This window comes from Actinoplanes lobatus, assembly GCF_014205215.1.
Lineage (GTDB): Bacteria > Actinomycetota > Actinomycetes > Mycobacteriales > Micromonosporaceae > Actinoplanes > Actinoplanes lobatus.
In genome coordinates, this window is sequence record NZ_JACHNC010000001.1 from 4,651,063 (window position 1) to 4,664,639 (window position 13,577).

13 protein-coding genes are annotated in these 13,577 nt (G+C 71.9%); 10 read left to right on the forward strand and 3 right to left on the reverse strand.

Going from position 1 to position 13,577, the window contains the following annotated elements:
* Positions 1–75: 75 nt before the first annotated feature.
* From BJ964_RS21455 to BJ964_RS21470, 4 genes are all read left to right on the forward strand, one after another.
* Positions 76–1,131 carry a hypothetical protein gene (locus BJ964_RS21455; RefSeq protein WP_188122332.1) on the forward strand — a complete coding sequence of 352 codons (1,056 nt, stop codon included), beginning with the start codon at positions 76–78 and terminating at the stop codon, positions 1,129–1,131.
* Positions 1,128–1,988 (forward strand): hypothetical protein, encoded by an 861-nt coding sequence (locus tag BJ964_RS21460; protein ID WP_188122333.1) that lies wholly within the window; start codon positions 1,128–1,130, stop codon positions 1,986–1,988. Before BJ964_RS21455 ends, BJ964_RS21460 begins: the two co-directional genes overlap by 4 nt.
* Positions 1,985–3,901, forward strand: a complete 1,917-nt coding sequence (locus BJ964_RS49135; protein ID WP_316254053.1) for a hypothetical protein — start codon at positions 1,985–1,987, stop codon at positions 3,899–3,901. Before BJ964_RS21460 ends, BJ964_RS49135 begins: the two co-directional genes overlap by 4 nt.
* Before the next feature lie 665 nt (positions 3,902–4,566).
* Positions 4,567–4,806 (forward strand): hypothetical protein, encoded by a 240-nt coding sequence (locus BJ964_RS21470; RefSeq protein ID WP_188122334.1) that lies wholly within the window; start codon positions 4,567–4,569, stop codon positions 4,804–4,806.
* Positions 4,807–4,827: 21 nt separating this feature from the next.
* Here BJ964_RS21470 and BJ964_RS21475 read toward each other — a convergent pair whose 3' ends face one another.
* Positions 4,828–5,343 (reverse strand): hypothetical protein, encoded by a 516-nt coding sequence (locus BJ964_RS21475; RefSeq protein ID WP_188122335.1) that lies wholly within the window; start codon positions 5,341–5,343, stop codon positions 4,828–4,830.
* 125 nt (positions 5,344–5,468) lie between these two features.
* Here BJ964_RS21475 and lexA point away from each other — a divergent pair, with 125 nt between their 5' ends.
* The 3 genes from lexA (at position 5,469) to BJ964_RS21490 (ending at position 8,550) form a co-directional block, all read left to right on the forward strand.
* Complete coding sequence (gene lexA / locus BJ964_RS21480) at positions 5,469–6,122, forward strand: transcriptional repressor LexA (protein WP_188122336.1); 654 nt, start codon at positions 5,469–5,471, stop codon at positions 6,120–6,122.
* A gap of 178 nt (positions 6,123–6,300) precedes the next feature.
* Positions 6,301–7,476 carry an MFS transporter gene (locus BJ964_RS21485; protein WP_188122337.1) on the forward strand — a complete coding sequence of 392 codons (1,176 nt, stop codon included), beginning with the start codon at positions 6,301–6,303 and terminating at the stop codon, positions 7,474–7,476.
* Between the two features lie 48 nt (positions 7,477–7,524).
* Complete coding sequence (locus tag BJ964_RS21490) at positions 7,525–8,550, forward strand: aldo/keto reductase (RefSeq protein WP_223149589.1); 1,026 nt, start codon at positions 7,525–7,527, stop codon at positions 8,548–8,550.
* Here BJ964_RS21490 and BJ964_RS21495 read toward each other — a convergent pair.
* Together BJ964_RS21495 and BJ964_RS21500 are read right to left on the reverse strand one after the other, a co-directional pair.
* Complete coding sequence (locus BJ964_RS21495) at positions 8,517–10,760, reverse strand: putative bifunctional diguanylate cyclase/phosphodiesterase (RefSeq protein ID WP_229807000.1); 2,244 nt, start codon at positions 10,758–10,760, stop codon at positions 8,517–8,519. The two genes, BJ964_RS21490 and BJ964_RS21495, sit on opposite strands and share 34 nt — an antisense overlap.
* A 55-nt stretch (positions 10,761–10,815) precedes the next feature.
* Positions 10,816–11,235: a MarR family winged helix-turn-helix transcriptional regulator gene (locus BJ964_RS21500; protein ID WP_188122339.1), complete on the reverse strand. Its 420-nt coding sequence runs from the start codon at positions 11,233–11,235 to the stop codon at positions 10,816–10,818.
* Between the two features lie 128 nt (positions 11,236–11,363).
* Here BJ964_RS21500 and BJ964_RS21505 point away from each other — a divergent pair, with 128 nt between their 5' ends.
* Genes BJ964_RS21505 through BJ964_RS21515 form a run of 3 tightly spaced genes read left to right on the forward strand, consistent with a single transcriptional unit; the run spans position 11,364 to position 13,569 of the window.
* Positions 11,364–12,245 carry an SDR family oxidoreductase gene (locus tag BJ964_RS21505; protein ID WP_188122340.1) on the forward strand — a complete coding sequence of 294 codons (882 nt, stop codon included), beginning with the start codon at positions 11,364–11,366 and terminating at the stop codon, positions 12,243–12,245.
* Positions 12,197–13,114, forward strand: a complete 918-nt coding sequence (locus BJ964_RS21510) for an amidohydrolase family protein (RefSeq protein WP_456048999.1) — start codon at positions 12,197–12,199, stop codon at positions 13,112–13,114. Before BJ964_RS21505 ends, BJ964_RS21510 begins: the two co-directional genes overlap by 49 nt.
* Entirely contained in the window at positions 13,111–13,569 is a 459-nt protein-coding gene (locus BJ964_RS21515) for a MaoC family dehydratase (RefSeq protein ID WP_188122341.1), read from the forward strand. Before BJ964_RS21510 ends, BJ964_RS21515 begins: the two co-directional genes overlap by 4 nt.
* Positions 13,570–13,577: the final 8 nt, after the last annotated feature.

Sequence of the window (13,577 nt, forward strand, 5' to 3'; positions counted from 1 at the left end):
TCCGGTGTCCGATCGAACCATGTAACGACAGCGATGTAGGTTACGGGCGCTGAGTCGATCAGAGGGGGAGCGATCGTGACAACATCCGTGGAACGGGCAGTGCCGGTGGAAACGCCCACCGTGACATTCAGTGCGCGCGAACGGTGGATCCTGCTGGTCGCCAGCGCATGGCTGGTCATCGGGCTGCAACTGGACGCGTACGCCCACGCCACCACCCCGGAGCTGGAGACCTTCTGGACGCCGTGGCACGGCGTGCTCTACTCCGGCATCGCGGCCTCCGGCTTCACCCTGCTGTGGATCATGCGTTCCCGACTGCCCGGCATCCCCACGTACCAGAGTGTTCTGGCCCTGCCCAACGCGCTGCGCATCCCGCTCGCCGGCATGGCGTTCCTCCTGGTCGGCGGCGGTGTCGACACGCTCTGGCACAACATCTGGGGCATCGAGCAGGGCATGGAGATCTTCGTGAGCCCCAGCCACGAGTTCATCATCCTCGGCATGGTCCTGGTCGCCATGGGCCCGACGCTGATGCTCGCCGCCAACCCGGGCGACCGGCTCGGCCTCTCCGGCGGCTTCCTCGTCGGCATCTCCACCCTGTTCGCGGCCCTGCCGGTGCACATCTACTCGCTGCACGCCACCGCTCTCGGCTTCCGCCACCTGGGCACCGACCTCGACCCGGTTCCGGTCTACTCGCCGGACGCGCAACTCGTGCACGGCTACCTGTTCAGCACCATCCTGCTGCTCGTGCCGTTCCTCGCCATCGGCCGCCGCTGGCCGCTGCCGCTCGGGCTGCCGGCCGCGCTGGTCAGCCTGATCGCCGTGTTCATGCACCTGATGTTCGACTCGCAGCGTGCCTGGTGGCCGGCCCTGACCGTGGCCGCCGCCGCGATCGCCCTGGAGATCGTGCTGCGCGCCGTGAACCCGCTGGTCAGGCTCGGCGCCAACGCCCGCTGGATCCTCTTCGGCCTGATCACACCGCCGGCCGTGTGGGGCGCCGTCCTGCTCGTCGGCAAGATCCAGACCGGCACCACCGGCTTCAACATCCACATCGTGAGCGGGCTGATGGTCCTGACCGCCTTCACCGGGGTGGGCACCGTGCTCGTCGCCCGCAGCATCCACCGTCTCGCCGAGTGAGGCGGATCGTTGTCGCCCTGGTCACCATCGGCTGCACGCTGGTGGTGACCGGCGGGCCGGCCGCCGCGCACGCCGGTGGCCTCACCGCCACCGACTCCCGCGGCCACGTCGTCTCCATCACCCCCGCCCTGCCCGGGCTGGAAGTGGTCGCCATCGAGGACGGTGCCCGGCTCCGCCTGCGCAACGGCACCGGCGGACCGGTGACGATCCCGGCCGGGGCCACGGTCGCGCCCGGCGCCGAGCACACCTGGACCGACGAACGCGCCACCCCCGACGGCCGCACCGTCGCGGCGGGCCGGACCGTCCCCTGGACGATCACCCTGGACGCCGACGGCACCCCGGTAACGGTCGACGGCGTACTGGTCGGGGAAGAACGCCCACCCGCGGCCCCGTGGTGGGCCGCCGCCGCGCTCACCGGCACCGCGCTCGTGCTCCTCGCCCGTAGGCTGCGCCGCGCCGACCTGCTGCTGGCCGCCGCGGGCGGTGTCGCCGCACTGTCCTCGATCGTCCACGTGACCGGATCCACCCTGGCCGTCGAATCCGCGCCACTCGCCGGAACCTTCCTGAGCGCCGCCGGGATCAACCTCCTCGCCTGGCCGCTGATCATCGGCGGCGCGGTGACCGCCCTGCGCGGCCGTGCCACCGGGATCCTCGCGGTCTGCGGGGGAGCGGCCCTGACCGCGGTGTTCGTCCTGCCCGACGTGACCTCGTTCCATCGTGCGGTCCTGCCGTTCGCGGGTCCCGCCGACCTCGAACGCATCCTGGTCGTCCTGGCCCTCGGCCTCGGCGCGGGCGTCGCGGTGGCCGGCGCCGGCGTGCTGCGCGACCTGGCCCGCAAAGCCGAGGAAACAGTGTGACCCCAAGCTTGGGGGACTCCGCGAAACCGCCGGCCGGGCACAGCATCGCGGCCTTCGCGGACCTGCCGCTCGCGCACGGTGTGGGGGAGTCCGCGGACCTGCCGCTTCCCCTCGACCTGGTGTTGCAGGCCGGAGCCGCGACCCTTGTACTGTCCTTCCTGATCGCCGGCCTCTGGTGGCGGGAACCACGCCTCAGACCGTCCACGCCACACACCCTCGGCATCGGCCACTTTCTGCGCTACCCGGTTCTCCTGCTGGCCCTCTACGTCACCGGCTACGCCGTCGCCGGCCCGCGCGGCCCGGAGAACCCGGCCCCGCACGCCCTGTTCGTCCTGCTCTGGGTGGGCCTGGTGCCGGTCAGTATGATCGCCGGCCCGGTCTGGCGGACGGTCAACCCGCTGCGCACCCTCTTCACCCTGCTCGGCCTCCCACGTCGCGGGCTGCGCCCGCTTCCGCCCGGCGCCTCCGCCTCCGTCTGGCCGGCGGCCGCATTCCTGCTGGCGTTCGTCTGGTTCGAACTGGTGGTGCCCCATCACGGCGATCCGGTCGCGGTCGGTCTCTTCCTTCTGGCGTACGCCGTGAGCCAACTCCTTCTGGCCACCCTCCGCGGTGAGGAGTGGTTCGCCCGCGGCGACAGCTTCGAGGTCTACTCCGACCTGGCCGGCCGCCTGAGCCCATTCCGCTGGCGCCCACTCCTCTCCGGACTGGCCGGCCCCGTGACCAACGAGCCGACATCGGCCGCTCCCGCGATTCCGGCCCCGACATCACCCCAGCCTCCGGCCGAGGCGCCAAGCCCTGCCTTGGCCGCGGCCCCGAGTCCAGCCCAGGCCGAGGCGCCGAGCTCAGCCCTGGCCGAGGCGCCGAGCTCAGCCCTGGCCGAGGCGCCGAGCTCAGCCCTGGCCGAGGCGCCGAGCTCAGCCCAGGCCGAGGCGCCGAGCTCAGCCCAGGCCGAGGCGCCGAGCTCAGCCCAGGCCGAGGCGCCGAGTCCAGCCCAGGCCGAGGCGCCGAGCTCAGCCCAGGCCGAGGCGCCGAGCTCAGCCCAGGCCGAGGCGCCGAGCTCAGCCCTGGCCGAGGCGCCGAGCTCAGCCCTGGCCGAGGCGCCGAGTCCAGCCCAGGCCGAGGCGCCGAGTCCAGCCCAGGCCGAGGCGCCGAGTCCAGCCCAGGCCGAGGCGCCGAGCTCAGCCCTGGCCGAGGCGCCGAGCTCAGCCCTGGCCGAGGCGCCGAGCCCAGCCCTGGCCGAGGCGCCGAGTCCAGCCCAGGCCGCGGCCCCGAGTCCAGCCCAGGCCGGGGTTCCGAGCCCAGCCCAGGCCGCGGCCCCCAGTCCAGCCCAGGCCGGGGTTCCGAGCCCAGCCCAGGCCGGGGTCGCCGTCTGGACGCGGGCCCGGCGATCGCTGGCCAGCGCAGGCCTGGCCGCCTTCATCGCCGTCTGGTGGGGCTCGACCGTCTTCGACAGCGCCTCAAGTTCCCCGGCCTGGACCACGCTGACCCGGCACCTCGGCTCCCCGTTGTTCTCGGGGACCGCGGGCCTCGTACTCCTCTGCTCCTCGGTCTTCCTGGCGGTCCGCTGGACCGCGGGCCGCCTGGACGTGACCATGTCGCTGATCCCGATCGCAGCCGGCTACACCCTCGCCCACTACCTGTCCCTGCTGATCACCGAGGGCCCGCGCGGCCTGCTCCTACTGGTCGGTTCGGGCACCACCGCGACGATCACCCCGTCCCCGCAACTGATCTCCTCCGTACAGATCGCTCTGATCCTGATCGGACACGCCGTAGGCGTGATCGTGGCCCACGACCGTGCCCTTGCCGAACACCCCGGCCGCCCGCTGCTCGCCGTCCTGGCCGACGAGTTCCCGATGGTCCTCTTCATGATCGGTTGCACCTGGGCCGGCCTGTTCCTGCTCTTCGTCCGTTAGAGATCGTTCGTGGTCGAGGTCCGCGTTGCCCTACGCGTGACCTCGTCCCGCCTTCTCGTGATCGTCCCGTCCGGTCCGCGCGTGTTCGCTGCCTGCTCCGGCCCGCGATCTTGGACGATTGACCACTTCTCGAGGTGGCAGAACGTCCAAGACCGCGGGGTGGTGGGTGGCTTTGCGGGAGTCGCCGTCTCGTCCGGAGCAATCTTGGGGGATCGGCCACCTGTGAGGGTGGGGAAACGTCCAAGATCGCGGTTGGGGCGAGGGCGAGCCTGGGGCGCGGGTGGGCGCGGGTGGGCGCGGGTGGGCGCTGGTGGGCGCTGGTGGGCGCGGGTGGGCGCGGGGTTAGCGAGGGCGTCCAAGGTCGCGGTCGGGGTGAGGCGGGCACGGGCGGGCACGGGCGGGCACGGGCGGCGCCAGGCTGGGGTTTCCGGTGCAAGCGCCTTCTCGGCTGCCTACGTGCGATCTGGACGATTGACTACCTCTTGCGGTGGCGAAACGTCCAAGATCGCGGGGCGGCGGGGTGCTTCACGAGAGTCGTCATCACGCCAGGCGCGATCTTGGGGGATTGGCCACCTGTGGGGGTGGGGAAACGTCCAAGATCGCCGTTGGGGGCAAGGGGGCAAGGGGGCGAGAGGTGAGAGGTGAGAGGTGAGAGGTGGGGCGTCATGCCGATCGCGTCCCTCGGCGCGGGCGTCCTGCTCACCGCCGTCGGCCCGGTCGGCGCGATCGCGGCACTCTCCGCGATCATGCTGACCACAGCGATTGCCGCGACGATCAGCCCGGCCATCCGAAGATCAAACCCTTTCCCCGGTACGCTCGACGCCGCCCCCGACCACACTCCGCCCGCTCCGCCGGCGCCACGCGACCGATTGCCACTCGATCCCGCGACGCGCCCGCCGGGCTGAGATCGGTGGTCCGGCTGACGGTCAGACGATGGCGGGGCCGAAGGTGTCGGACATGGCGGCCACGCCGAGGCAGAGCAGGGGGAAGGCGCCGAGGCCGGGCGCGTCGTCGACGTCGGCGAGGTCGTGCCACAGGCGTACCACCGGGTCGGAGGAGTAGCGCCGCAGTGCCCGCGGGCCCGGCTCGGGCACGTGGTGGCCGGTCGAGCGGAGCATCCCGGCGATACTGTCGAGCTGCCGCCGGACGGCGGCGGCCACCGCTCCCGGCCCGGCGTCCGGGCCGGGCAGGACGTGCTCGGCGACCCACGCGGCGAGTTCGAATCCGGTCACCACGTGGCCGGGGGTGCCGGCCGTCCGGGTGCGGCCGTAGACCACCAGGGCGGTCGTCTGCACGAGTACCTGGTGCACCGGCATGCGGTACGGCAGCGAGATCACCGGATGTGTCGGTGCGAGCAGGATGGCGGCCCGCCGGGTCGCGGCCTGCCAGAGGCCGGTGTCGCCCGCCGCGACCTGGTCCGCGTACTCCCAGATGGTCGGCATCGGAGAATCTTCACGGGCGGTGGGATGATCGGCATCGGTCATCGGGCCGGGCCGAACGTCCCCCGAACGGGCGGAAACCGGTCACGGTTCGTACATCTGATCTAATCATGGGGTAAGGTGCGGCAATGAGCATCGACAGCGGTGCAGATCAGCCCCCGATCAATCCCGGGCAGCCGCCACTGACCACCCGGCAGCTGCGCATTCTCGCGGTGATCCGCGATTCGGTTCGCGAGCGTGGCTACCCACCCACCGTCCGCGAGATCGGCGCGGCCGTCGGCCTGGTCTCCCCGTCCTCGGTGTCCTACCAGCTCGGGGTCCTGGAGAAGCACGGCCTGATCCGTCGCCAGCCCAACAACTCCCGGGCGGTCGAGCTGCGCCCCGCCGCGGACACCCGACCCGCCGAGCACGTGGTGACCGTCCCGGTGCTGGGCGCCATCGCCGCCGGCGCCCCGATCCTGGCCGAGGAGCACGTCGAGGACTATCTGACCGTCTCGGCCGGCATGGTCGGCGGCGGCACCCTGTTCGCCCTGAACGTCAAGGGCGACTCCATGGTCGATGCCGCGATCTGCGACGGTGACGTGGTCGTGGTCCGTAAGCAGCCGGTCGCCGAGAACGGCGAGATCGTCGCGGCCATGCTCGACGGCGAGGCAACCGTCAAGGTCTTCCACCACACCGGTGAGCACGCCGAGCTCCTGCCCCGGAACCCGGCCTACGCCCCCATCCCCGCCGACAGCGCGGTGATCCTGGGCAAGGTCGTCTGCGTCCTCCGCCGCCTGTAGGGTGCAGGCGTGATCCCGGTCGAGGCCATTGCCGCCGCCTACGCGCGGTGGATCACGCCTGACCTGCCGCTCTACGGAAACGATCACGACCGGGCCGACTTCGCTCCCTGATCGGCGCCGGACCGTCCGACGGTCCCGCCAGCGCCCATCACCCCTCGGATTCCGGGAGCGATCCGTCATGTCCTCTGCCGTCTCCGCGCCGTCCGGTCTGCGGACCGTTCTGCGCGCCCCGTTCGTACGCCGGCTTCTGGTTTTCAGTCAGACCGGCCGCCTGCCGATGGCCGCCGCGCCGCTGGCCCTGCTGCTCTTCGCCCGTGAGGAGCACGGGCTGACGCTCGCCGGCCTGGTCGTGGCCGCCTACACGGCCGGGATGGCGGTGAGCGCGCCGCTGCTGGCCCGGATCGTCGACCGGTGGCGGCAGCCGCCGGTGCTGTGGGGGTCGGCGGTGCTGTCCGGCGCCGGTTTCGTGGTGGTCGCCGCCAGCGGGCACAGCGTGCCGGTGATGCTGGCCGGCGCGGTCGGCGCCGGTTTCGGGACGCCGCCGCTGGAGGCCTGCCTGCGGGCCCTCTGGCCGAACCTGGTTCCGGCGGAGAACGTGGCCGCCGCCTACTCGCTGGACCTCGCGGTGCAGGAGGTCATCTACGTGACCGGGCCGCTGGTGACGCTCGCCGCGGTCGGGTTCGCCGGGCCGCCCGCGGGGCTGCTCGCCGCCGGGGTGCTGCAACTCGCCGGGGTGGCCGGGTTCGCGCTGACCCCGGTGGTGCGGACCTGGCGGGGCGAGGCGGGGGCCCGGCACTGGGCGGGGCCTCTGCGCGTACCCCGGTTCGTCGTGATCGTGGCCGGGGTGATCTGTGCGGGAGCGGCGGTCGGAAGCCTGCCCGTCGTCGTCACCGGCTATGCCGAGGCGGCCGGGAGCCGTGCGCTGAGCGGCTGGCTGCTGGCCGCGCAGGCGGCCGGCGCGCTGGCCGGCGGCCTGCTCTACACGCGGGCCACGCCGGGTGGGCCGGGGCGGCTGCCGCTGACCACGGCGGCGCTCGCGGCCGGTTTCGTACCGTTGCTGCTGGTTCCCGGTCCCGCGCTGATGGCGGTGCTGCTCGCGGTGTCCGGGGTGTCGCTGCCGCCGCTGCTGACCGCGGTCTTCCTCGCGGCCGACCGGCTCACGCCGGCCGGCACCGCGGTCGAGGCCTTCGCGTGGATCATCACCGCGTTCACGGTGGGCAGCGCGGCGGGTGCCGCGATCACCGGCCCGTTGGTCTCCGACGGGATCCGGTACGGCTTCGCGTTCGCCCCGATCGCCGGCCTCCTGGCCGTGGCCGCCATGTCCGCGGCGACCCTGGGCGCCCGCGACCGCTGACGCGACCGGTTTGACCTGGAGCGCGCTCCAGGTCATAGCGTCGTCCACATGAGCGCAACGAGAATCGCCACGGTCGAACTGGGACGGACCGGAGAGCAGGTCAGCAGCGTCGCCCTCGGGGCCATGCAGATGGGCAACGCCACCGGCGAGGCGTCGTCGGTGCGGATTCTCGACCGGTACCGGGAACTGGGTGGGTCGTTCGTCGACACGGCGGACTGCTACGAGTGGTGGTCGCGGCGGGGCAGCCGGGGCGGGGAGAGCGAGGAGCTGCTGGGGCGCTGGATGCGTGACCGCGGCAACCGGGACGAGATCTTCCTGGCCACGAAGGGCAGCGCGCTGCCGGCCTACTCGCCCGGCCTGTGGCAGGCGGACGGCACCGCGGACTGGGAGCTGGCCCGGCGGACCTTCGCGGGCGCCGGGGCGGACACGCTGCGGCACGCGCTGGACGGCAGCCTGAAGCGGCTCGGCACCGACCACGTCGACCTCTACTACGTGCACGTCGACGACCGGGCGACGCCGCTGGAGGAGACCCTGGAGGCGCTGGCCGGGCTGGTCGCCGCCGGCAAGGTGCGCTACCTGGGCTGGTCGAACGTACGGACGTGGCGGCTGGAGCGGATCCGGCAGCTGTGCGACCGGTACGGCTGGCCCGCCCCGGTGGCCGTGCAGCAGCAGCACACCTACCTGCGGCGGCGGGCCGGCCTGGAGAACGCGTCGATCGTCGACGACGAGCAGTGGGACTACCTGACCGAGCACCGTGACCTGGGCCTGGTCGCCTACTCGCCGATCCTCAAGGGCGTCTACGACGACGCCGCCCGCCGGGCCGGGCACTGGACGATGGCGTCCTACACCGGCCCGGACAGCCAGGCCCGGCTGGCGGCGCTGGCCGAGGTGGCCGACGAGGTCGGGGCGACCCCCAACCAGACGGTGCTGGCGTGGCACCTGCACCAGGCGGCGCCGACGGTGGTGCCGCTGATCGGGCCGCGGACGCCGGAGCAGTTCGAGAATCTGGTGCCCGCGCTCGACGTCAAGCTGGATTCCGGTCAGCTGGCCCGGCTGGACGCGGCCGGCGCCTGACCGGCGAATTCTGTCGTCTGCGCGGTCACCATCTCCATGATCCCGGTGGCGTCGACCGGGTGTGCCAGCAGATAGCCCTGCGCGTACTCGCAGCCCAACTCGGCGAGCACGGCCAGGTCGGCCTCGTGGTCCACGCCCTCGGCCAGCGACGTCATCCCGAGCGCGTGGGTCATCCCGATCATCGCGTCGGCCAGTGCGCGGCGGGACGGGTCGGTGGCGATCCCGTTCACGAACGTGTGGTCGATCTTGACGATGTCCCAGGCGTGGTCGGCGACCCGCGCCATCGACGAGAATCCGGTGCCGAAGTCGTCGACGGCGATCCGCACCCCGGCCCTGCGCAGTGAGCCGAGCGCGGCCTCGACCGTCTCCGGCAGGGCCAGGCCCGACTCGGTCAGCTCGAGGGTCAGCGCGGCCGCCGGGGTGCCGGTGCGCTCGAGCGCGGCGAGCACCACGTCGGCGGTGCCGGCTTCGAGCTGGCGGTGCGACAGGTTGACCGAGAGCGGCACCCAGTGGCCGGTGCGGTTGTACCAGGCGCGTTGCTCGTACAGGGACTGGCCGAGGACCAGGGCGAAGAGTTGACCGACCGTGCCGGTCGTCTCGGCGACCGGCACGAACGTGCTGGGCGGCAGGATCCCGTCGGTGGGGTGCTGCCATCGGGCCAGGGCCTCCACCGAACTGAGGCTGCCGTCCTCGACCCGGAAGACCGGCTGGTAGACGCAGAACAGTTCGCCCGGACGGGTGAGCGCCCGGCGGAAGTCGGTCTCGCGCCGCAGCCGCAGCGTGGCCTCGGTACGGCTGTGCGTGTCGAACCGGATCACCTGTCCCCGGCCGGCCGCCTTGGCCTGGTACATGGCGGCGTCGGCGTCCTGGAGCAGGGTCTCCGGGTCGGCGTTGAGCTGGTCGGTGGTGCGCAGCCCGATCGACAGGGAGGCGAAGAAGTCGCTGCCGTCGGTGAGCCGCACGGGCTTGCCCAGGTCCCCGGCGACCCGGTCGGCGACGGCGTCGGCCTCCTGGTCGGTGACCGCCGGCATCAGGATGACGAACTCGTCCCCGCCGAGCCGGCAGACCACGTCCCCGGAACGTACGGCGCCGCGCAGCCGACCGGCGATGGTGACCAGCAGTTGGTCGCCGGCGTCGTGTCCCAGGCTGTCGTTGACGTTCTTGAAGTGGTCGAGGTCGCAGAAGAGCAGGCCGACCCGGGCCGAACCGTCGGTGGGCAGGGCGGCCAGGGCCAGGGCCAGCCGGTCCATCAGCAGGGCACGGTTGGCCAGCCCGGTGAGCGCGTCGTAGCCGACCCGGCGGGCCAGGTCGTGGATCGGGGCGAGCAACCGCAGCGCCACCAGCGCGACCGACACCCAGGTGCCGACCACCAGTGGCAGTTCGAACTCGGGTTCCCAGAACAGTTGCAGGGTGGGCAGCAGCAGGGCCGCGCCGAAGAGGGTGAGTGTGCGGGTCACGGTGAGTGTGCGGACGCCGGCGCGGCGGGGCGTGGTGTGGACCATCGACGGGTGCAGGCCGGCCGTGGCGATCAGGATCGGCATGGCCATCCAGCCCAGGTCGATCAGATGGCCTTCGACGTACGTGCCGGTGAGGCTCTGGTGCGTGTAGAGCGAGTCCGACACGAACCAGGCGATCAGGCCGGCGAGCAGCCACCGGACGCCCGGGGCCCGCAGTTCCACGCCGAGTGCCAGGGCCAGCGCGCAGTAGAGCACGATCAGTGTCGAAACCGGCGCCGCGACCGCGACGAACTGGGCGATGGGGGTTCCGCCCTCGGTGACCAGCGGGTCGACCACGAGGAGCCAGGCGATGCCGGCGAACGGCGCCAGGATGACCGCCGAGTCGAGGAAGGCGGTCCGGCCGGAGCGTGTCGCGAGCAGTGCCGTGCCGGCCGCGATGGCCAGGTGGGAGAGCAGGTAGAGCCCGTCCGCGGCGGACGGGAACGGCGCCTCCAGGCCGCGTGAGGTGTAGCTCGCGAAGATGATGTCGCCGGCGCCGGACAGGATCAGGCCGGCCACGATGACCTGCCAGCCGCCGCGGCGCCGGGGTGCGTTGCGGGTGAGGCCGACCCAGGTGGCGATCGGCGCCGTGCAGTTCACGAGCACGTACACCCAGCGGCTGGCGTCGTTGAACGGGACGACCACGTACGCCAGCGCCGTGGTGGCCGCCAGCGCCAGGTAGATCCACCACAGGTGGCGGAGGAACCCGCTCATACGCATGGCGGAGGTATCGGCGGGCGGGGCGTCGACAGAAGGAAACCGTGCCGTTTCAGGTCAGCGACTGCCAGGACACGATGAGCGACTGGCGGAAGTCGGCGGCCTGCTCGTCGGTGAGTTTCGCGCGCATGCGCGTTTCGAGCGCGCGGACGTCGGCGGCGACCGCGGCGAGCAGCGCGCGGCCCTCGCCGGTGAGTCGGATGAGCAGTTCGCGACGGTTTCCGGTGTTGCGTTCGCGGCGGATCAGGCCGCGGGTCTCGAGGGTGCGGACCATGTCGGCCATCGACTGGGCGGTGACGAACGAGTCGCGGGCGAGCTGGGCCGCGGAGAGGCCGTCGTGGCGTTCCAGCACGGTGAGGGCCGTGTATTGCAGGGCGGTGACGCCGGCCGGGCGGACCAGATCGTCGAGGTTCGCGCGGACCGCGAGTTCGAGCTGTTTGACCAGGTAGAGCAGGGATGGGCCGGTCGTCATGGCGGGTTCCTCTCGCAGGTGCCGCCAGATTACCCCATTGACAGGAAACCTGATCGTCATCAAAACTCGAGATCAACAGGAATCCTGTTGATTGTGCGTGCCCTGATGTTCGTGAGAGGTTGAAGAGCATGGATCTGAGCGGCAAGGTCGCGATCGTGACCGGCAGCGGGCGAGGGCTCGGTCTCGCCTATGCCAGAGCGCTCGCCGCGGCCGGCGCCTCGGTCGTGGTCAACGACGTGGACCAGGAGGTAGTGGACGCGGCGGTCGCCGGGATCGGCGGCGACACGGTTGGTGTGGCGGCCGCGGTCGGCGACACCGCGAGCGCCGAGAAGCTGGTCGCCACCGCGGTCGAGACGTTCGGCCGGCTCGACGTGCTGATCACCAACGCCGGCATCCTGCGCGACCGGGTCCTCTGGAAGATGACCGACGAGGACTTCGACGCGGTCGTCGACGTCCACCTGCGCGGCACCTTCACCTGCGCCCGCGCCGCCGCGATCCGGATGCGCGAGCAGGCAGGAGGCGGCCGCATCATCCTGATCGGCTCCCCGGCCGGGCAGCGCGGCAACTTCGGCCAGACCAACTACGCGGCCGCCAAGGCCGGCATCGCCGCGATGGCCCGCACCTGGGCCCTCGAACTGGCCCGCAGCGAGATCACCGTCAACGCCGTCATCCCGATCGCCGCCACCGAGATGACCAAGACGATCCCGGCGTTCGGGCCGGCCATCGAGGAGGCCGAGCGGACCGGGCAGCCGTTCCCGGCCTGGATGCGCCACGACGAGGGCCTCGGCACCGTCGAGGACGTCACCGGCCTGATCACCTTCCTCGCCTCGGACGCCTCACAAGGCATCACCGGCCAGGCGATCGGCATCGGCGGCGACAAACTCGCCCTCTGGGCGCACCCCAGCGAGAAGAGCATCGTGTACGCCGAGGGCGGCTGGACGGCCGACGCCATCGCCGCGGGGTGGGACTTCCCGCTGGAGACCTACGGCATCCCGGCGCCGAAGAGATGAACCTCGACGAGCTCACCGCCATCGACGTGCACACGCACGCCGAGGTGGGCCGCGACGGCCGCACCTCGCTGAGCCCCACCCTGCTCGGGGCGTCCGCCGACTACTTCAAGGCGCACGGTCACCGGCAGCCCACCATCGACGAGACGGCCGCCTACTACCGTGAGCGGAGGATGGCCGCGGTCGTCTTCACGGTCGACGCCGAACACGCCACCGGGCATCCGGCCATCCCGAACGAGGAGATCGCCGAGGACTGCGCGGCCCACCCGGACGTGCTCATCCCGTTCGCCAGCATCGACCCGTACAAGGGGAGGGCCGGTGCCCGCGAGGCCCGCCGCCTGGTCGAGCACTACGGCGTCCGTGGTTTCAAGTTCCACCCCAGCATCCAGGGTTTCGCGCCGGACGACCCGATCGCCTACCCGCTCTACGAGACGATCCAGGAACTCGGGGCGGTCGCCCTGTTCCACACCGGGCAGACCGGCATCGGCGCCCGGGTCCGTGGCGGCGGCGGGATCCGTCTCAGATACTCCAACCCGATGCTGGTCGACGACGTGGCCGTGGACTTCCCGGACCTGCGGATCATCCTGGCGCACCCGTCGTTCCCGTGGCAGGACGAGGCCCTCGCGGTCGCCACCCACAAGGAGCACGTCCACATCGACCTGTCCGGCTGGTCACCCAAGTACTTCCCGCCGCAGCTGGTCCGGTACGCGAACAGCCTGCTCCAGGACAAGGTGCTGTTCGGCTCCGACTACCCGGTGATCACCCCGGACCGGTGGCTCGCCGACTTCGAGAAGCTCGACCTCAAGGACACGGTCCGCCCCAAGATTCTCAAGACCAACGCAGCCCGCCTACTCTTCCGGGAGAACCCATGACCACCACCGTGAACGGTCTCGACGGCCTCAAGTCCCTGGCCGGCAAGGACCTCGGCCGCAGCGACTGGCTGGAGATCACCCAGGAGCGGGTGAACACGTTCGCCGACGCCACCGGCGACCACCAGTGGATCCACGTCGACGTGGAGAAGGCGAAGCAGGGCCCGTTCGGCGCGCCGATCGCCCACGGCTACCTCACGCTGTCCCTGGTCATCCCGCTCTTCGGCGAACTGCTCGTGGTCGAGGGCATCACGATGGGCGTCAACTACGGCCTGGAGAAGGTGCGCTTCCCCAGCCCGGTCAAGGTCGGCTCCCGGATCCGGTTGGCCGCGACCGTGGTCAGCGTCGACGACGTGGCCGGCAACGGCGTGCAGAGCGTCTTCGACTTCACCGTCGAGGTCGAGGGCCAGGACAAGCCCGCCTGCGTCGCCCGCCCCGTCTACCGCCACTACGCCTAGAGGACCGG

What these genes read in the sequence shown, in the direction of transcription:
- lexA (WP_188122336.1), top strand. Translation starts at nt 5,469, where the DNA reads ATGAGCATCGACAGCGGTGCAGATCAGCCCCCGATCAATCCCGGGCAG.
- BJ964_RS21505 (WP_188122340.1), top strand. Translation starts at nt 11,364, where the DNA reads ATGGATCTGAGCGGCAAGGTCGCGATCGTGACCGGCAGCGGGCGAGGG.
- BJ964_RS21515 (WP_188122341.1), top strand. Translation starts at nt 13,111, where the DNA reads ATGACCACCACCGTGAACGGTCTCGACGGCCTCAAGTCCCTGGCCGGC.
- BJ964_RS21470 (WP_188122334.1), top strand. Translation starts at nt 4,567, where the DNA reads ATGCCGATCGCGTCCCTCGGCGCGGGCGTCCTGCTCACCGCCGTCGGC.
- BJ964_RS21495 (WP_229807000.1), bottom strand. Translation starts at nt 10,760, where the DNA reads ATGAGCGGGTTCCTCCGCCACCTGTGGTGGATCTACCTGGCGCTGGCG.
- BJ964_RS21485 (WP_188122337.1), top strand. Translation starts at nt 6,301, where the DNA reads ATGTCCTCTGCCGTCTCCGCGCCGTCCGGTCTGCGGACCGTTCTGCGC.
- BJ964_RS21490 (WP_223149589.1), top strand. Translation starts at nt 7,525, where the DNA reads ATGAGCGCAACGAGAATCGCCACGGTCGAACTGGGACGGACCGGAGAG.
- BJ964_RS21475 (WP_188122335.1), bottom strand. Translation starts at nt 5,343, where the DNA reads ATGCCGACCATCTGGGAGTACGCGGACCAGGTCGCGGCGGGCGACACC.
- BJ964_RS21500 (WP_188122339.1), bottom strand. Translation starts at nt 11,235, where the DNA reads ATGACGACCGGCCCATCCCTGCTCTACCTGGTCAAACAGCTCGAACTC.